This is a genomic window from Clostridium sp. C8-1-8, assembly GCF_009928445.1.
Classification (GTDB): Bacteria; Bacillota; Clostridia; order Clostridiales; family Clostridiaceae; genus Clostridium_AR.
Window position 1 is genome coordinate 52,464 of the sequence record NZ_JAABNO010000009.1, and the last position, 20,833, is coordinate 73,296.

The 20,833-nt window shown below is 29.5% G+C and carries 14 protein-coding genes and 1 pseudogene; 14 read left to right on the forward strand and 1 reads right to left on the reverse strand.

Going from position 1 to position 20,833, the window contains the following annotated elements; translation table 11 throughout:
* Positions 1–14: 14 nt before the first annotated feature.
* The 8 genes from GXK57_RS11260 (at position 15) to GXK57_RS11295 (ending at position 11,497) form a co-directional block, all read left to right on the forward strand.
* Positions 15–950, forward strand: a complete 936-nt coding sequence (locus GXK57_RS11260) for an NAD(P)H-dependent oxidoreductase (RefSeq protein ID WP_160675910.1) — start codon at positions 15–17, stop codon at positions 948–950.
* Between the two features lie 212 nt (positions 951–1,162).
* Complete coding sequence (locus tag GXK57_RS11265; RefSeq protein ID WP_160675913.1) at positions 1,163–2,449, forward strand: glycosyltransferase; 1,287 nt, start codon at positions 1,163–1,165, stop codon at positions 2,447–2,449.
* Between the two features lie 15 nt (positions 2,450–2,464).
* Entirely contained in the window at positions 2,465–3,745 is a 1,281-nt protein-coding gene (locus GXK57_RS11270; RefSeq protein ID WP_160675916.1) for a lanthionine synthetase C family protein, read from the forward strand.
* A 142-nt stretch (positions 3,746–3,887) separates the two neighbouring features.
* Positions 3,888–4,043 carry a hypothetical protein gene (locus tag GXK57_RS11275; RefSeq protein WP_160675919.1) on the forward strand — a complete coding sequence of 52 codons (156 nt, stop codon included), beginning with the start codon at positions 3,888–3,890 and terminating at the stop codon, positions 4,041–4,043.
* A 76-nt stretch (positions 4,044–4,119) separates the two neighbouring features.
* A complete protein-coding gene (locus GXK57_RS11280; protein WP_160675922.1) occupies positions 4,120–5,034 on the forward strand; it encodes a glycosyltransferase in 915 nt (304 codons plus the stop codon).
* Positions 5,012–8,128 carry a lantibiotic dehydratase gene (locus GXK57_RS11285; protein ID WP_160675925.1) on the forward strand — a complete coding sequence of 1,039 codons (3,117 nt, stop codon included), beginning with the start codon at positions 5,012–5,014 and terminating at the stop codon, positions 8,126–8,128. The genes GXK57_RS11280 and GXK57_RS11285 overlap by 23 nt, the downstream gene beginning before the upstream one ends.
* Positions 8,129–8,183: 55 nt before the next feature.
* Complete coding sequence (locus GXK57_RS11290) at positions 8,184–10,388, forward strand: peptidase domain-containing ABC transporter (protein WP_160675928.1); 2,205 nt, start codon at positions 8,184–8,186, stop codon at positions 10,386–10,388.
* The gene (locus GXK57_RS11295) at positions 10,385–11,497 is read left to right on the forward strand and encodes a hypothetical protein (protein WP_160675931.1); all 1,113 of its coding nucleotides are present in this window, start codon (positions 10,385–10,387) and stop codon (positions 11,495–11,497) included. Before GXK57_RS11290 ends, GXK57_RS11295 begins: the two co-directional genes overlap by 4 nt.
* Positions 11,498–11,692: 195 nt before the next feature.
* On the opposite strand, the gene GXK57_RS11300 is transcribed toward GXK57_RS11295, so the two are convergent.
* Complete coding sequence (locus GXK57_RS11300; RefSeq protein WP_160675934.1) at positions 11,693–12,859, reverse strand: alpha/beta fold hydrolase; 1,167 nt, start codon at positions 12,857–12,859, stop codon at positions 11,693–11,695.
* Between the two features lie 272 nt (positions 12,860–13,131).
* Between GXK57_RS11300 and GXK57_RS11305 the strand changes: the two genes are divergently transcribed.
* The 6 genes and pseudogenes from GXK57_RS11305 to GXK57_RS11325 all read left to right on the forward strand — a co-directional run bounded on the left by GXK57_RS11305 (position 13,132) and on the right by GXK57_RS11325 (position 20,819).
* Positions 13,132–13,698, forward strand: coding sequence for a TetR family transcriptional regulator (locus GXK57_RS11305; protein ID WP_160675937.1), 567 nt, complete (start codon positions 13,132–13,134; stop codon positions 13,696–13,698).
* Positions 13,699–13,766: 68 nt separating this feature from the next.
* Complete coding sequence (locus tag GXK57_RS11310) at positions 13,767–15,323, forward strand: AAA family ATPase (RefSeq protein ID WP_160675940.1); 1,557 nt, start codon at positions 13,767–13,769, stop codon at positions 15,321–15,323.
* Positions 15,324–15,542: 219 nt separating this feature from the next.
* Positions 15,543–16,832, forward strand: a complete 1,290-nt coding sequence (locus tag GXK57_RS11315) for a WYL domain-containing protein (RefSeq protein ID WP_160675943.1) — start codon at positions 15,543–15,545, stop codon at positions 16,830–16,832.
* Positions 16,833–17,127: 295 nt separating this feature from the next.
* Positions 17,128–17,796 (forward strand): annotated as a pseudogene (locus GXK57_RS26550) (WYL domain-containing protein); the annotation flags it as partial.
* 60 nt (positions 17,797–17,856) lie between these two features.
* Positions 17,857–19,080, forward strand: coding sequence for an RtcB family protein (locus GXK57_RS26555; RefSeq protein ID WP_243156412.1), 1,224 nt, complete (start codon positions 17,857–17,859; stop codon positions 19,078–19,080).
* A 125-nt stretch (positions 19,081–19,205) separates the two neighbouring features.
* Entirely contained in the window at positions 19,206–20,819 is a 1,614-nt protein-coding gene (locus GXK57_RS11325; protein WP_160675949.1) for a hypothetical protein, read from the forward strand.
* The last annotated feature ends 14 nt before the right edge of the window (positions 20,820–20,833 follow it).

Below are 20,833 nucleotides of genomic sequence, written 5' to 3' on the forward strand. Positions count from 1 at the left end.
TGGAGGCATTCAATATGAAAATTTTAGGAATTTCAGGTGGAAGAAAAGATAGTAACAACGATGCAATGTGTAAAGAAGCTTTAATAGCAGCTAAAGAAATGGGAGCTGAAGTTGAGTTTATAAGATTATTAGATTTAGATATAAAGCATTGTACAGGCTGTACGGCTTGCGTTAATTCACTTATGAGCGGTAAAGGAAATATGTGTGTATTAAAAGATGATTTTGATTGGTTATTAGATAAGATGCTAGATGCAGATGGAATAATCTTTGCTAATCCTATTTTCTGTAAAGGGGCTCCAAGCATGTTCCTTACTATAAGAGATCGTTTTGGGCCAAGAATGGATAGAGGTAACAATGTTGTAGCCGATAAAATTGCTAAAGAAACAGGCGGCAAAGCTATAGATCCAAGAATATTAAAAGATAAAGTGGTTTCATATATTGGTATAGGCGGTTCAGATTGGATTACAGCATTCCAATGTGATTCAGGAATTCAATCATTAACACCTATGTGGAAGGTTATAAATAACGAAGTATTTCCTTGGTCTACGGGTATAATTGTAGATGATGATAAAGTTGCAAGAGTACATGAGATAGGTACTAATCTTGCAAAAGCTGCAAAGGATATTGAAAATGCTTCCTATAAGGGAGAAGAAGGGGTTTGTCCTCACTGTCATAGCAGAAACTTCTTCTTAGACAGAGAATCAACTCACGCTGTTTGCTGCCTATGTGGTATTGAAGGAGAAGTTAAAATCGTTGATGGCAAAGTGAGATTTGAATTCCCAGAAGAACAATTAGACCATGCTCATGACACGCTATCTGGAAAGTTCATTCATGCAGATGATATCAAAAAGACAGTTGCAACTACTATGAGCTTAAAGAAATCAGAGGAATATAAAACACGTGTAGAAAACTATAAAAACTTTATTGCGGCAAGTAAACCAACAAGATAATATGTAAACCTAGAAAAGGCAAGTGATTTTTAATGCATAAAAATTACTTGCCTTTTATTATTTTTAAATATGATACGAATGTAAAAAAAAGGTTCTATTGTTAAAAACATATATAATATTTGATGTGGAAATTACATAAGTGTTTAAAAAATATATATATTTAATGTAAAAAGTATAAAAATAAAAAATAATAGTTACAAATAGAACATCAAATGGTAAAATATAGAAAAGGAGATGATTGGAAAATATTTAAAAAAGTTATTTTTTTTGGATGGCAGACACAAAGCAACTTTAATGCTGTTTTTCCTATTTTGGAAGGCTTATTAAGAAAGAATGTAAAGATAGATTATTTTGGGTTTAAAGAATACAAAAAAAATGTAGAGGACTTAGGAATTGAATTTCATGAATATTTAAATATAGATGAAATTTTAAAGTGGGTCTATGAGTCAAATGTAAAGGATTACGAAGTTGAAGAAGTCATAAAAAATAGTTGCGAGTTTAAAGAAAGACTTTTGTATATGTTTAAGGAGATGGCTGAATATAACTACAATGAGATATTACAAATAAAACCGGATATAATTTTTAGAGATTATTCAGCTATAAATGGAAAAATAGTTTCTGGAATGTTAGGTAAAAAAACTGTTGGAGTTAATTGTCTTATAACTTTACCTAATGCTGAAGTGAGGAAGAATCCAATAAAATTATATGGCTTATTTAATTCTGTAAACCTGGAAAAGGTAATCCCAATAGAAGGTAGTAACTTTTATGAGGAAATTATAAAAAGACATATAGAGATAAGTAAAAAGCTAGGTATAACGTATATAAACCCTGTTAGTATCGTTGATGGAGAAGATGATATTAATATATGCTTTGGAGGAAACTTAGTGCAACCAGAAGTGATGGGGGGAGATAAAGAATACCTAATAGCAAAACCTATATTGAAAAATATGTATCCTGATGGTGTTGAAGATGAGAGAATAAATGAATTTCTTCACAGTGATAAGAAATTAATCTATTTAGCTACAGGATCAATGATAAAAGCAAAGAATAGTTTTTACAATTTAGTCATAAACGCCATAAAAAAAACAGATTACAACTTAATAATTTCAATCCCAAATATAAAGAAAAGTTATAAGGTTGAACTTCCTAAAAATGTAGTAGTGAGAAGTAATTTGAATCAGCAGGAGATACTTAGGAGATGCGATTTATTTATAACTGCTGGAGGATATAACAGTATTTGTGAGTCAATAAGTAACTTAGTGCCAATGTTAGTTAATCCTTTAATTAACGATCAGATGTATAATGCATATAAAATTGAAGAACTAGGGATAGGAAAGCATATAAATGAAAATGAAATTTCTAAAGATGAATTTATACAATGCATTAATGAGCTTATTAGTAATAAATTTTACAAAGACAATTTATTAAAAGTTAAAGAGAATTTTGAAAAGTCTTTAAGTATAGATGAAATATTAGACTATGTTATTTCAAAGATATAAAAGGAAGAATTAAAAATGTATAAAGAGGAAATTCGTGATTTTATTTTGAAATTATTAAATATCGTAACAGACATTGATAATTTTGAAGAAAAAATGAATTTATGTGCATCTTGGGAACAGTATTTCTTATATTCAGGATATCCAGAAATAATATTATATCTTTCTCAAGTTGAAGAAGATTTGATAAATAGAAAATTCGATGTTGCGTTAAGACACTATATAGGACAATTTAAGAAAAATATTCAAGTATCACAGCCATATTTAAAGAATAAAACTGGAATGCTTTATGGATATTGTGGTATAGGACTTATGCTTTTGGAGCTACGAAAGAATGGAATGAAAGTAGAAAAACTTCTTAATTCTGTAAATGAAATCGTTTATAGTATAATAATAAAAAAAATTCAGAGAGCTGAGAAAAGTTTAGAAAACTACGATATAAGCTATGAGGACTATGATTGCATAGAAGGACTAGCATCATCCTTAAGATATTTAGTTGAATTCAAGGAAAGTGATAAGTTCAATATGCTTATCAATAAAGTACTTAAATATCTTGTGAATTTGACTAAATGTAATAAGTATGACTATCCCAACTATTATGTGAAACCTGGCAGATTAGATGAATTAAGAAAAAGAAGAAATCCAAATGGGATTATAGATTATGGAATGGCTCATGGACTAGCAGGAATTTTAAGTTCATTGGCAATAGTAAAAATAAATGGCTTTGAAGTTATTGGAATGGAAGAAGCCATAAGCACTTTATTACAAGAGTTGAAAAGCAGTATGAAGAATATTAATGGAATAAATTATTGGCCAAGCATTTTAAGTATAGATGATTATTTAAACAATAAATTTAATGACTATAATTTAGACGATTATGGATGGTGCTATGGAGTAACAGGAGTAGCAAGAGCAATGTATTTAGGTGGACAAGCCTTAAATGATCCTACATATATTGAATTAGCTATTGATACTTTTAAGCAAGTGAGTATAAACCTTGAAAGAGTAAATATGAGTACTTACATAATATGCCATGGTTATTCAGGCGTATTAGTAATACTTAATGAAATGTATGAAGATACAAAAGTGGAAGCAATAAAGGAAGCTGCTGATGTAATTGTAAATAAAATATTGGAGTGGTTACAGTCAAGTAAAGTCTTAGAAGACTTAAACAAAACTGAGTCTAGAGGAGAATCTAGCATTGACCTGTGGGAAGGTATTATTGGAATAGCACTGGCACTTATAAATTACAATAATAAGTCAAAGGACGTTATAGCTAAGTTAATGTTAGTAAGGTGACATATATCGCAATAATTTATAATTATTAATTTGCCTTTTAGTATTTAGAGCTTATATATAGGTATTTTTAGGTGAAAAAAAATCACTAATGAAACAACATTAGGGGTTTTTATATAAATATTATATTTAGGAGGTATTTATCATGAACAGAAAAGACATTGAAGAAATGGAGTTGGATCTTGACTTCGAATTAGGTTCTGAACTAACAGAGGAAGAGGAAATAGGAATAGTTGGAGGAAAGACATTAGCAAAGCACACTTATAGCGATTATTGTGTACCTGGTGGATATTGCGGCTAATAGTCTTTCACCAAAAAACTTTAGGGCAAAAGAAATTTCTTTTGTCCTAATATTTTATAGAGATTCTGGAGGGGTTATGGAGTACTTAGCATCGGTTATTATACCTACATACAACAGAGAAAAGTTACTGTATGAAACCTTATACAGCTTAGAAAATCAGAGTTTAAGTAAAGATAAGTTTGAAGTTATAGTTTGTGATGATGGATCAAGCGATAGGACTAGAGAAGTTGTAGAGTTATTTAGAAACAGTATAAATGTAAAATATTTTTTCCAAGAGGATAATGGCTTTAGAGTAGCAAAAGCAAGAAATGTTGGAATAGAAAATTCAGATGGAGATATATGTATATTTATAGATTCAGGCTGTATAGCCAATAAGGCTTTTATCGAAGAACACATAAATTTCCATACAGGTCTAAAAGATGTAGTAATAGGGGATGTGGTTGGATTTTCGCAGATAGATGATAAAAAAGTAGATATTATTAAGTCATATAATAGAAGATATATTGAGGAAAGTATTGAGAAGATAAAAAGTAATGAAGGTAATGATATAAGGGAATCTCTATATAAAAAACTAGGAGAGAATATAGAGTTATGGCCGGCACCTTGGGTTATATGCTGGAGTGGAAACTTATCAGTTAGAAAAGATTTTTTAAAGCAATGTGGAGGATTTGATGAATGGTTTGATACTTGGGGTGGAGAAGACACCGACTTAGGAATTAATTTGTTTATGAATGACGTGATTTATAAATTAAATAGAAGAGCTATAGCTATACATTTTCCACATAAGAAAACTAATTCTTTTAAAGAGAATCCATACTTAGCATATAAGGAACAAATTAAGAAAAGAAGGTATATCCATGATAAATATAAACTGTTTGAGACTTTGGCGTATATATATGTAGACACAAATGATTTAAATGATTTTGTTGAGAAGTATAGAGAATTTAAATTAGAAACAGGTGGTACTTATGAAGGAAAACGAACAGTATAAGTTATTGAAGGATTTTGCTATAAGGGTCCCAGCATTTCCAATTAATGCTTGTGAAAGCTTTGCAAGTGAAGATTGTATTGAAGAGGTTTTGAAAGATAATTATTTTAAAGAAGCTATTAAGGTAGCAAGCCCTAGCTTGTATGATAGCATAAAAAAACAGAAGTTTAATGGTTCGGTAAACAATGTAGTAATGAAATATTATAGTAGAATATCAACAAGAACTACTCCATTTGGATTATTTTCAGGAGTATCAATTGGGAGCTTTGATGATAACACAGCAGTAAGTTATGACGATGATAACTTTAATAAGAGAATAAGGGTAGACTATGAGTGGTTGGTAAAATTAATAAAGAAAATTGAGATAGATTATAAGGGATATAAAGCTTTTTATTTATATACTAGTAGAAATATATGTGAGTATGGAAATAAGATTGAGAATCCTGTAATAACCTGCTTTAACCATTATAAAAATAACGAATCTTATAAGGGAAAATGCTATATAAACAATAAGCCTAATATAAGATTTATATTGAGTATTCTGAGAGATGGTGCTAGATATGACGATATTCAAGAGGTATTTAGAAGAAAAAATCTAAAGGTAGCTAATTCTGTTTTGGACAATCTTTTAGAAGAATTAATAAAGAATGAATATATATATACGGAAATAAGACCTAAAATTAATGAGAGTTCCCCTTTAGATTACATATTAGAGAGACTAAAAACTAACAGGTTTCAGATAGAATTTTTACAAGAGCTATACAAAGTTAATTTATTGATTAAGCAATATAATTCTTTAAAAAAATCAGAAGGCTTAGCATTATTAGATGAGATACAAAATTTAATGGCCAACATAATAGAAAATAAATCCTACATCCAGGTAGATATAACTAATCCTTTTAAAATAAAATTAGGTGAAAATATTAAAGCTGAAGTAAGTGAACTAGTCAACTTCTTAGCACATTTTAATGGAAAGCTTCATGTAGAAGATAGCTTAAGTATATTTAAAGAAAACTTCGGAGAAAAGTATGGACATTATAGGGAAGTACCTTTATTAGAAGCTATAGATCCAATATACGGAGTAGGTTATGATGAAGAAAAAGGTGAAGAAGAGGGTGGAAAGTATCTAAATAAGGATATATTAAAAAATAATTTTATTAAAAGAAAAATTATAGATGCCATAAAGAATAATAGTGATGTAATTTTATATGATGATGACATAGATGAGATATCAGAGAAGACTAAAGCTGAGTGTTTTCCAGATTCTATGGAATTAAATCTCAGTATTTTAGCTGAAAGTATTAGTGAAGTAAATAGCAATAGATACAAGCTAAAACTTGGAGCAAACTATGGATCCTTAGGTGCTGGAAAGAGTGTAGGAAGATTTTATGATGTTTTAAAAGATACTTCTAATATGTATAAAGAAATAAAGCTGGAAGAAGATACACTATTAAGTGAAGATTTTATTAAATGCGAACTAATAAGTTTAGACATTGACCCAAGATCAACAAATGTATCAATATCTAATAATTTTAGAGATTTCCAGATAAACATAGCTAATCTTCCAGTGGAAGGTGAGAAACCTAATATAGATATAAATGATATATATATAGGTCTAGAAAATGATGCTTTGTATTTAAAAAGTAAGAAATATAATAAAAAGTTGATAGTGACAACAAATCATATGTTAAATACATTGAGATCAGGTAAGATATGCAAGTTATTGAGAGATATTAGTGAAGGTTGCAATACCGTAATGCCTTTTTCAATAATTAATTATATATATATGCTTGATCTAGACTATACCCCTAGAGTTATATATAAAAATACTGTTTTAATAAGTAAGAGCTGGAGAATAAGAAAATCAGATTTTAAGGAACCCTTAAGTTATAAAAACTTTTTAAAGAAGTTCTACCAATTTAAATTAAAATATGATATTCCTGATTTGTTGTATATAAGAAATGATGATTTAATGCTATTAATTGATTTAAAGATAGATAGCTTTAAGGAAATCCTATTTAATGAATTTAATAAACAAGATAGGAAATATATAATGCTACAGGAAGCAGACTTAAATTACACTTGGATTTCTAATAATGGGCAATACTACGCTAATGAGTTTGTATTCCAGGTAGTAAAAAATAAGAATCTTCTGAAGGATAAGCTTTTAAACATAAACAATATTTATCCAACCATGAGCAATTATAAAGACAATAAAAATAGAATTGTAGATAATGAAATTAGAAATTTTGGAATCTTTAATGAATGGATTTACTTAAAGATTTATCATAATAAAAGTAGAACTAAGGAAATGTTGTCTACAAAAGTATCGGCGCTAATAGATGTTCTTAAAAAAGAAGAACTTATTAGTAAGTGGTTTTATATACAGTATAAAGATGAAAAGCATCATATTAGATTAAGATTAAAGCTTAATGATACGGAAAAAAATTATGTACAAGTATTAAAAATACTAAGAAGCTTTGAAAAAAACTTGATTAATGATGGCTTGGCAGAAAAACTTGTGTTGGACTGCTATGAAAGAGAAATTGAACGATATGGTGGAATTAAAGTTATTGAACATGCAGAAGATGTTTTTGAAAAGCAAAGCTATATGGCATTAGAATTTCTGAAGTTAACTAATCTTTCAAAAATTAATACAGTTGATGAAATAGAGTTTGGTGTAATGGTTTTAATAAGCTTAATGGATTACTTAGGGATTGACTATATGACTCAGCTAAATATTTTTAATACTATAATTGACAAAGATTTTATGAGAAAAGAGTTTTCAGAAAATAGGAAAAAATATATAGCTTTATATAATGAATATATTGGTCTTACAGAAGATAATTTAGAAAAGCCTATAGGTAAAATACTAGTGTTAAGTATAGAAAGCATTAAAGGATTAGGTGTACAAGTTGATAAAGTAGATAAGGAATTTGAACTTACAAATTCTAAATTAGATATACTTTTAAGTCTGATGCATATGTTCTGCAACAGGCTATATGGCATTGATGAAAAGAAAAAAAAAAAGGTATTAGCATTTGTTAGACACACTTTGTATTCAGTAAGATATTTTAAGATAAAGAAGGAAACTTAGAAGCATTGCTCACAGTATAAAGGTGAGGAGATAAGTTTTTAAGAGGAGAAGTTTTATGGGGGTATTTAAAAGATATGAATGTATAAAACAGCATGATTTTAGTGATTGTGGACCTGCGTGTTTAGCTACAATAGCAAAGTATTACGGAATGGATATACACATATCCCAAATAAGGGAATATGCAGGAACAGAGACTGAGGGTACAACTGTTTTAGGACTAATAAAAGCTGGAGAGAAAATTAACTTAAAAGCAAAAGCAATAAGAATAAAGAGTTTTGATGACATTCATAAATTTTTTCCTAAGCCAGCAATAGCTCATGTGACTATTAGTACCAACATTTTGCACTATGTTGTAGTCTATGAAGTTAATGATAACTATATAACAGTAGGTGACCCTTCTAGAGGAATAGTGAAATATAAATTAGAGGACTTTTTCAAAATATGGACAGGCATAATAATTACATATGCGCCTACTAAAGATTTTGTACCTATTAAGAAAGATAATGGCGTATATAAAGAGTATTGGAACTTAATAAAAAATGAGAAAAAATTCTTTATTAAGATATTTCTCTTATCAATAATCACTACTTTGCTTGGACTTGTAGGAGCCTATTACTACAAATATATAGTTGATGATGCAAAAGCAGATAGCTTATTATTAATAACTTCAGGAACTATAATTTTGCTAGTCTTTAAATATATAACTGAATATTTCAGATCCATATTGTTACTAAAAGTTTCTCAAAATTTGGATAGATATATATTAATGAAATTTTATGATCATGTTATAAAACTACCTATGAATTTCTTTAGAACCAGAAAGGTTGGAGAAATAATATCAAGATTTAATGATGCTACAAAAATTAGAGAAGCACTTTCTTCTATAACTATAACAGTAATGATGGATTCTATTATGGTACTTGCAGGAATAATATTGCTTTTCAACTATAATAGAACTCTATTCTTTCTTTGTCTTATACCTATTATACTTTATTGTTCAATTATGGTTATATTCAAAAAACCATTGGAAGCAGGCAATAGAAATCTTATGAAAAGCAATTCTAAGTTTTATTCCTATCTAGTTGAATCCTTGGAGGGAATTGAATTTATTAAATGCGTAAATGGAGAAGAGAGAGTGGTATCAGATGCAAAAGATCGTTTTGCTGAAGTGATAGAGAATACAATAAAGTTTGGATATGTAGATAGTTTACATTCTAATATGAAAAATAGTATAGGACCAATTTTTACAATACTAGTATTATGTGTTGGCTTTTTTCAAGTTTTAAAGGGAAGTTTTACTATTGGAGAACTGATAAGTTACAGTTCATTATTAACATACTTTATAGGTCCTTTAGATAGATTAACTGGCCTACAGTCTCAAATCCAAAGTGCTTTAGTAGCTACTGAAAGATTAACTGAGATACAGATTTTACAAACTGAGAAGAAGACTGAATCAGAAGAAAAATTACTATCTCCTGAAAGTCTGTTGGGAGAAGTTGTATTTAACAAGGTTGATTTTAGGTATGGAACAGGTAATAAGATATTGAAGAGCTTAAAGTTTTCAATAAAGAAAGGTAGTAAAGTTGCTTTTGTAGGAGAAAGTGGTTCAGGTAAGACAACAATAGCAAAATTACTAATGGGATTTTATAAAGTTGAAGGTGGGCAAATATTAATAAATAATTATAATATTGACGATATTGATAAAAATATTTTAAGAGAAAAAATAGCTTATGTTTCTCAAGACTACTTTTTCTTTTCAGGTACTATAAGACAAAATTTAGAGTTTGCAAATATAAATGCAAGTTTTGATGAAATAAAAGAAATTTGTAAGATAGTTCAGATAGATGAGTATATAGAGAATTTAACTTTTAAATATAATACAAAGCTAGAGGAAAATGCTACTAACCTATCTGCTGGTCAAAGGCAAAGACTTGCTATTGCGAAAGCTCTTCTTAGAAATCCAGAAATATTAATATTAGATGAAGCAACCTCTAATTTGGACTCAATAACAGAGGTTGAAATCCAAAAGGCATTGGATAATTATAGGGTCAATAATACAAGGATAATTATTGCACATAGATTAAGCACAATAGTTGGATGTGATAAAATTTTTGTTTTTAAAAATGGTGAATTGATTGAGGTAGGAAGTCATGAAGAGCTTATAAGTTTTGAAGGATATTATTATGACTTGTGTATGAAGCAAGGTTTAGTAAATAACAAAAGTCTAGGTAATGAAAATAGAGTAGAGGTAAATGCATGATTAATGTGATTATATATGGAATAAATATGGTTACAATTAAAATCCTGAATTTAATAGATGAGAATAAATGTAATGTAAGTGCCATTATAAGCAATAGCAAAAAAAATATAGGTAGAAAGATAAAAGAGATACCAATTATAGCACCAGAAGAAATCAATAAGTTTTCCTATGAATTAATAATAAAAGCAATCAGTGAAGAAAACATTAAAGGTAGTCAAGCTATAAATTTTAAAGATTACCTTAGGAACTACTATGATTTTGAAATAGGTAGATTATTATACAAGTTAAATACAAATTATGAGACAATAGATGGGTTTATAACAGGGTTGTCCTATGCTGAAGTAGGAATTGATGAGGACATTATTGAAGGAAATGTAATAAATGCTGCAATTTCTAGTCAGGATATATTTTATGATTATGAGGTTGCAAAGTATATATTACTCAATAACAAATATGCCGATAAAGTGAAATTTGCAATAATTGGATTGACCTATTACAGTTTTCATTTTGATTTATCTAAGTCTAGTGTGGGAGATAGGGTATATAGTTATTACCCTTTTACTAATAATATACACAATAGAGAAGACTTGTCCGGAGTAAAATGTGAAGAGTTTAATCGAGTAGAGACAATTTTGAAGAATATATTTATAGAAGATTATAAAAATGAAATATATAAAGCATTGATAGATGAATATGAAATAGGATGGAAGGATTATATAAGCGGATACCTTACACCAGAAAAAATAGCAATAGGTAAAGAAAATGTGAGGAAAGATTCCTTGAAAAATTATCCTATTACAGTTGAGGAGAACAAAAAAATATTAAATGATTATATAGATTTTCTTAAAGCTAGGAACATAACACCTTATATAATAATTTGTCCAACTAGCAAATACTATCATCCATATCTATCTGAAAGAATTAGTAGTGAGTTTAAGTCGGTAATAGAAGAGATAAGTTATAATAAAGCTGTAAGAGTATATGATTATTTTAATAGTGATATGTTTAGCGAAAGTGACTTTTATGATACAGCTCATTTAAATAGGATAGGAGCTAGAAAGTTTACTAATCTGATTAATTTGGAAGTATTAAAAAGTAGTGTTAGATAAAGTATATATTTTAATATTCAATTTTAATAAAAACAAAGGATATATTATTAGAAGCTATGTGTAGACGGCTTAAATGTATATATGGAAAAAGAATAAAAAAGACAAGTTAAGTCGCCTACCATATTTTTCTCATAGACATTTGGGAAGACAGATATGCAAAAAGCTCAGTGAATAAAATCGCAATACTAGAACATTTTACTTTTGTATTTGTTCTATCCAATTTATTATAACTTTAAAAGAAAGTCCTAAGTTTCCTGATTGGCAGTGATTTTGAGCATTCTCTTTTCTAGTGAACATACGAGTTGTTAGAGAGCGTACATTAGTAAGAGCTTTACTTTGCTCAAAAAGTTGATTTAGAGGAATATAGTGGTCTTCTTGTGCGGCCATGAGAAGAACATCTTGCTCTAATTTTTCTGATATTTTAGAGGTATTGTAAAGTAAGATTTTACTTAAAAATTCATATGGAGTCTTACTTCCTGTGATATGAATACCTTGATTTATTGCCCATTCAACCATGAGACTTTGCTTCATTAAGCCTTCAAATAAAGTATTCACTTCTTCATCATTTTTATCAGACATAAGAGAATTCACTTTTTCTTTTAATTCTCCAGGAAGTGTGTTTAGTACTACTTCATAAAAATTTGAAAGAATATCATCTGCAACTACACGCTGCACCCGTTTTTCAAAGGCTGCAGCTCTGATTGCTAAGTAACCTCCTAAAGATATTCCTATTAATGTTACATGATTAAGGTTAAAGTAATCCAATATTGCTTTTACAGGTTTTTCCCATTGGTGAGTCATTGGTATTTTATAATCTTCAAGGGCGGATCCTTGTCCAGGACCATCAAAAAATACCACATCATAACCAGATTCTTTAAGTAATAAAGCCATCTTGAATATTTCTTCTACATAGCTATCAAAGCCTCCGAACATTACAATTGTTCCTTTTGGAGCTTTTGAAGTGAAACGATAAGTAGGAAGAAATCCATTCTCGTAAGGAACTCTATAAGGCTGTTCATCACTTATATTAAAATATTCCTGCATTAGTGAGATAAACTGTTTACGGTAATTTTGCTTCTGAGGATGAGTAGCTGTCATATAAAATTCCGCTGTTCTTAGATAATAAGCGGCTTTTAATGTATTACCTTCATTTAATGACTTATTATATAGTTCTAGAAACTTCTGAATAAATTCTTCATAATTATGAATGCTTGGGCTTATCTCTCTCATTTCTTTAAGCATAGCATCATCATTTGTCATGTTGTAGCAACGGTTCATTTGAAAGTTAACACTAAAGTCTGGATGTAGGTCATCGTAAAATCCAACTGGAAATAAATCTTTTCTTATTTTTAAATCTTTCATAAAATTCATCACCTTTCATTATTTGTTTGTTTATTGAGAAAATCTATCATCTGCATACTTTTATTTTATTTTTTTATTGATTGATTAACAACCAGCAAAGTATAAAAGAATTATTTGATAATATACATATCTACTGACTTTTGTTGCTTAACTATATAAAGTAGATTATTTTGATGATAGTTGCTTTTTATTTTCATTCTATTAAAATTAATATGTATAATTAGTATTTTATGTATTTAAAAGTAATTGATTATGGAATGGGTGAGAAAGTTATGGAAGCTAAAGTAGACTTAAGAGTGATTAAAACACGTGCTAATATTAAGAATACCTTTATTGATTTACTTTTTGAGAAAGAATTCAACGAGATTACTATACAAAACATATTAGATAAGGCATTAATTAACCGTTCTACTTTTTATAAGCACTATTCAGACAAATATGAATTAGCAGAGCAACTTACAGCTGAAACTTTAAAAAATGCTGCTCTGTTTATTAATGAACGGTTTAGTGATAAGAAAGAGGAGAATATATTTCCTACTATTTACAAAGCCTACGCTTATCTATATGAGCAAAGAAAGACAATACTTGCTTTGTGGAAAATTAGAACAAATAATATTAACCTATATGAGGAACTTGAAAATTTATTAAAGAAAGATTTTCTACAATACTTAATACTTCATAACAAATGTAAAGATAGCTCCTTACTGGATTACTATTCAACTATGTACTCCTCTTTAGTACTAACCACAATAAAATGGCTCTTAACTTCTGGAAAGGAATCAGATATTAAAAAAATTCTTGAACAAATTCAAAGTAGCTTTGATGTCAGTGTGTTATAATTTAAGAAGCATTAGTAAAGAATTAAAAGGTAATCTATATAAGAAAGTGAGGCTTAGAAGAGAAAGTTATGAAAGATTATTTAAAGTTTTTTGAAGAAGACGAGCATGAAGGTAAAACTTTTAATACAACAGGCTTGTGCATATCTGATAAGCATTATATGGTGAATATAGATTATAAGCTAAAGAGCATAATTAAATTAATTCAAAAAGAGAATTACTTTGTAATAAACAGGCCTAGACAGTATGGAAAGACTACAACACTTCATACTCTTGAAGAAATACTAAAGATTAGATATAAGGTTATAAGTTTAGATTTTGAAGGGTTAGGTTCTGTATTTGATTCAGAAGAAAACTTTTGTAATTACTTTATGAATGCTATTAATGAGTCTATTGGAGTAGAATTAGATACAGTTTATACATTCGTAGATTTAATTTATACTATAAAGAAAATAACTAGTAACATGGAAGTTATATTGATTATTGATGAAGTGGATAAAGCTTCAAATAATAAGTTGTTTTTAGATTTCTTAGGGATGCTTAGATCATTATATTTAAGTAGAGCAAAAGTAAATGGAACTACATTTAAATCAGTAATATTAGCAGGGGTACATGATATTAAAAACTTGAAGATAAAATTTAGAGACGATTCAGATATAAGATATAATTCTCCTTGGAATATAGCAGTAAAGTTTGATATAGATATGAGTTTTAATGAATTTGAAATAGGAACTATGCTAGAGGAGTACTCAAAAGAAAATAATTTAGAATTAGATATAGAAAAATTGAGTAAGGAAATATTTAAGTTTACCAATGGATATCCTTTTTTGGTATCTAGGGTATGTCAAGTTATAGATGAAGATATATTAAGAGATAACAAAAGGCCGTGGGTATTAGAGGAAATTCAAAAAGCAGTAAAAATAATAGTTAATGAAAAAAATATGCTTTTTGATGATTTGATAAAGAATATGGAAAATAATAAGGAATTATATGAGTGTATATATAATGTGCTCATATTAAATATTAATCAAGTATTCAATATAAATAATCCAGTAATAGAACTTGGGCACATGCTTGGATACTTAATAGCAGATAAAAATAATAATGTAGCAGTGTCTAATAAAATTCTCAGGGAAGTAATTTATAATTACATGATATCAAAAATGAATGTGACTAATATGAGTTCTTATAATTTTAAGGATAACTTTATAACAACTAATAACGGCTTGAATATGGAACAAATACTTTTAAAATTTCAGCAATTTATGAAAGAAAATTATAGTTCAAAAGATGTTGAATTTTTAGAAAGGCATGGAGTTTTGTTATTTTTGTCATTTATAAAACCAATAATAAATGGTGTCGGGTTTGATTATAAGGAAGTACAAATATCAGAAGAGAGAAGAATTGATCTAGTAATTCAATATAATCATAATAAGTATGTTATTGAAACAAAAATATGGCATGGTGACATAGCACATCAAAAAGGATTAAAACAGCTAAAAAACTATTTAAGCATAGAAGGATTAGGTAAAGGATATCTTTTAATATTTAGTTTTAATAAAAACAAAGAATATATTAGCAGAAAATATAGTATAGAAGGAAAGAAAATATTTGAAGTTGTTGTGTAGTAAAAATAATGTTATTTTTTCAACAGTGAATGAATAATAAAAGCGATTTATGATAATTTATTTTATCATAAATCGCTTTTATTATTTATAGGTTTAATACCCATTAAATATTCCTGCAAACTTTTTGTCTATAAAATCTCACTATTGTAAGCTATACTTTTTATGTAATGAGTTTCCTGTTAGGTATTATATTAAAGAGTTGAAGGGGTAGTACATTAAATGTTTAACGATTTTATAAAACATTACAATATAATTAGGGTAATACTAAGAGAAGTTTTTTTATATGGATGTTTTTCTATAGAAGGCTTGGAAGAGAAAACAAATATGAGTTCAAGAAAGATTAGCTACGAGATAAGAAGGATACAGCAATATATAGAATCGGAATTTATAAGAACAGACAGAGATGGAAGGAATAAGCTTTTAGCACTGACTTACGATTCTATAACAAATACAGAGAATTTTTTAGTTAAAACCTATATGACAAAGAGCTTTACTAAGTCTGATTTAGTTCTATATTTTAATCTTATAATGTTTTTAAGCAATGGTAATAGGTCCTACTGTTTTAGAGAAATAGAAGATGGGCTAATTGAACAAGGATTAATATCCTATGATAATATAAGCAGCAAAACTTTAGAGAGAAAACTAAATGAAATGCACAGCAAGCTTGGGGTACTAGAGTGTGAAACAGTAAAAAGGACAAAATATTATACTGTGGCAGAGGATATTTTCAAGGAGCTTAGTAATAAGGAAATTGAAGAACTAATGATTGCGGTATCTTTTTTTAAAAGCATATTATTTCCTGTAACTTCAGGTTATTACTGTGAGCAGAGCTTAAAGGATTACGCTGAATATGAAAGAGGTATGAACTTAGATAAAAAGGATTATTTTCAGTATAAGAATCTATACTTTCATCCAGTTATTGAAGAGCATATTCTTTGGGAACTTATAAATGCTATATGTAATAGAAGATATATAAAGCTTAAATATAACTATCCTAAGACAGCATATAAAGATAAAACTCCAGAACTATTAAAGCCCTTTAAGCTTCGATATGACATTAATTGTGGAAGATTTTACTTAGTTTCTTATTCGAAGGAAAATAGATGCGTAGTTTCAAGACTTGATAGAATAGATGACATTGAAGTGTGCAAAGAAACTTATAAGGATCTTAAATTTGAAGAGTTTTATAAGAGAGACTTTAAGCATAGCTGGTCCAGTGTTAAATTAGATAAAGGCAAAAAGATGGAAAAGATCAAGCTAGAAATAACAATAGAAGAGCCTAAGGAAAAGTATATTATAGATAGAATAACAAGTGAGGTACAGCAATGTTCCATAAATAAGATAGAGAAAGGTCGTTATCATCTAGATATGGTTGTAAATGACAGCTTTGAGATGGTTCCTTGGATAAGAAGCTACTCAGGGTATATAAGAGTTATTCAAGGAAGAGGAATAATTAATAGGATGGTAGAGGACTGGGAGGAGATGCTTGAAAATTATGGAGATATTTGAGGAAGTTAAAAACAGGTACATGCGTATTGCTTTTAAGGTACTTAACCAGTGCCAAGAAGGAATCTCAGAAGATCAAGTGGTTAAGATAGTTGAGGCTGATGAATTTGAAGAAAAGCTAATAGGAAACAATTTTCATACCTTTGAGGGATTACTTCTTAATAGATATTCAGAAAATGAAAATTTTAATATCCTTAAAGAGAGGGAGGGATTTTATTATCCCAATATAAAAAAAGAGAATAATGGACCTATAGTACCTGTGAGGCTAACTAACATTGAAAAGGCATGGTTGAAAAATATGCTTGAGGATAAAAGACTCAATGTCTTTCTAAGAGATACAACAATAGAGAAGTTGAAAATTGCTCTTAAAGATTTTGATGCTCCTCCAATTAATGAACTTATAGACATTACCAATGGATCAATACCTTCTGAATCGGAAGATACCGAACAGTTTGAGGAAAACTTTAGAAGTCTGCTTAAAGCGATTAAGGAAGAGAAAGCCATACGATACTGCTGCGCTGATAAGTGTGCTGATTATTTTAATAAATGGTTTATTCCAATAAGATTAGAGTATTCCTTGAAGAATGGAGAATTTAAGGTTTCATTGTACTCTATTGAAGATGATAAATTTTTTATTGAGAAGGTATCAAAGTTTACTGATATAAAAATAGAAAACAATAGAGAGAGTAAAATCAACAGAGAAGCAGTTATAAAGCTTTTAGGTGAACAAAGATATTCAAAAGAATCTATTGTCTTAGAAGTGATAGATAAAAGATCAGCAATGGAAAGATGCTTTATGAGTTTTTCAGAATTAGAAAGGTATTCAAGGTGTATTGAAAGAGATAAGTATGAATTAAAACTCTTTTATTATAACTTTGAAGAGGAAGATATAATAAGAAGAATACTAGCCCTAGGACCATACGTTAAGGTAGTATCTCCAAAAGCCATTAGAGACGAGGTAATTAAAAGAATCAAACTAGCTATTGAATTGAATAGCTGTAATATTAGTAAAGAGGGTGTAAATGAGATGATAGAATTAAAGGGAAAATATAATACAGCGAAGGTTTATACAGATAAATTAGAGCCAGAAGTAATATCTCAGGTAATTGAATTGTGTAATCAGGAATTTTCTAAAGACAGCAGTATTGCCATAATGCCTGATACTCATGCAGGCAAAGGCTGTGTAATAGGTTTTACTGCAGATTTAGGAGATAAGGTTATTCCTAATATAGTTGGTGTAGATATAGGCTGCGGAATGACAACAGTAGAACTTGGGAAGATTGATATAGATTTACATCAAATAGATGAGGTTATAAGAAGATGGGTACCATCTGGAATGTCAGTTCATGAAAGTAGAATAATTCGGTTTTCAAAGCTTGAACAATTATTCTGTTATAGAGATTTGGCCAATACCAAAAGAATTGAAAGAAGTATTGGTACTTTGGGCGGTGGTAATCATTTTATTGAATTGGATAAAGATGATGAAAATAATATATATCTGGTAATTCACTCTGGAAGCAGAAATTTAGGAAAGCAGGTTGCAGAGATATATCAAAACCTTGCTATTGATATATGTTCTGGTAAGGAGGATTACTTTGAGAAAAGAGAGGAAATTATAGAGAACTATAAGAAAGAAGGAAAGAGGAAACTTATCCAGTCTGCATTAAAGGAGCTTAAGACAAAATATGATGATATGCTTCCAAGCTATCCAAAGGAGTTATGTTTTCTAACTGGTAAGTATAGAGAAAAATATCTACATGATATGAGCATATGCCAAGAATATGCAGCCCTAAACAGAGAAACTATGGCCAATATAATACTAGATAAGCTACTAGGAAAGAGCATAAGTGATTTTAGCTTTTTCCATACCGTACACAATTATATAAATTTCAAAGATAATATAATAAGAAAAGGTAGTATATCAGCCTATGAAGGAGAAAAGGTTTTAATACCTATAAATATGAGGGATGGAAGTATACTTGCTTTTGGAAAAGGCAATGCAGACTGGAACTATTCAGCACCCCATGGAGCAGGAAGGGTAATGAGCAGGACTAAGGCAAAGGAAAAACTGTCACTAAAGGATTATGAGAAGGCTATGGAAGGAATTTATACTACATCGGTCAATGATTCTACTATAGATGAGGCACCTATGGCGTATAAACCAATTGAGGATATCATTAGTAACATTAAAGAGACTGTAGATATATATAAGCTTATAAAGCCAATTTACAATTTTAAGGCAAGTGAGTAAGGATTAAAAAATCTAAAGGAAAGTTTTGCTCAGAATGCAAGGTTTTTGTCTGTAGCTAATTGGATGAAAGTTTATAATTAGAGTATAGAAGCTATTAAGTTATTACGATATATGGGGGAATTACTATGGTTGATAAACAATTAAGTATTAATAATAACATAGAATATGATAGTGGCAAAGACAAGTATCCTGAGTTTGAACAATCGGTAAAAAGATACTTTGATTCTATAATTAATATACAGGAAAAACTATTTACAACAAATTCAGAAGGACTATTTGAGGCTTATCTAAATAATTTACCTAGAGAAGCACGTCAGCATTATAATTGTAAAGCCTGTAAGAACTTTATTGAGCGTTATGGAGCATTGGTTACTATTTCTGAATACGGAGAAATTCACTCTGCTATTTGGAATGAAATTGATACCCCAGATTTCTTTAAAGAGTCTGTGAAAGCTATGAAGAATATTGTTCTAAAATCAGAAGTCAGTGGAGTTTTTATATCAGAGTTAAAAAAACTTGGACAGTCAATTACAGGAAGGTGGAGCCACTTATCAGTATCATTGCCAGCTAAAATGGTTTATAGACCAAGATTAATCAACGCTAGTCAAGCTATGGCTGAAAAGTTGGAGGAATTTAGAATATTGAAAAATAGTATTTTGGAATATCCAAGTGATGCAGTGGAACAAGCTGTAACGCTTCTAAGGACTGAAGCATTGTATAGATCAGAAAAATGCTTGGGGGTCGCAGAGTGGCTAATGGATTTACATGATAGACTTTCAAAGGTAAGGAATAAGTATAATTCTGATAATATTATATGGCTGGCAGTAGCCATGGCACCTACTGGTTATTGTCATGTTAAAAGTTCTATGATAGGAACTCTACTTGATGATATTATTTCTGGATTATCATATGAGTTAGTGAGCCGCAGATTTGCTGAAAAAATGCATCCACTTAGATATCAGCGGCCTCAAGCGGCACCAACAGAAGGAAATATAGCACAGGCAGAGAAAATTGTAGAGAAACTAGGAATTGATAAATCTCTAGTACGTAGATTTGCAAGAGTAGAAGAGCTTAAGAAGCTATGGACAACAAAAAAAGAAAAAGACAGCATAAGAAGTAGTGGCGTATTTTCACATCTAACAGCTAAATACAAGAAGGAAAATGATAAAATGGAGATACCAGCAGTTACTATGACCTGGAGAAAGTTTTCTGAAACTGTTCTGCCATTAGCAGAAGGTATCGAGTATCTTGTTCAACAGAAGAGGGATAATTATTCAGCTATAGTTACAGCTTCCAATGAGGAAGCACCACCTATTCTTCAATGGGATAATGAGGATAAGCGTAATCCTTTTTCCTGGTACGTATATAGTGGTGGCTCTGATTATCGTAGATGGGGACTAGCTAAAGGATACTGTAAGGTAACTGCAATCTGTTTACAGCCTACCATGTGGTATGGAGAGTACCCACATCAAAGTAAAAGTGTATTCTTTATCTTAGAAGGAGCTAAGGATCATGATTATAGGAGTGCTGGAAATGCACTGTTCCCAGAGAATCTAAAATCTGAACTACGTGAAATACGTTCAACAATAGAAGCATATTCAAAAAGCTCAATCATAGAAGGCTATGAAGAATCCTCAGCTTGTGGTATTAAGTTGGAGTATGGTAGCAGCTGGAATGCTACTTTCCGTGTTACAACAAATGCGGGAACAGCAATATATAAGCTAGATAGATGGGATTAATCTTTTGATTTAAG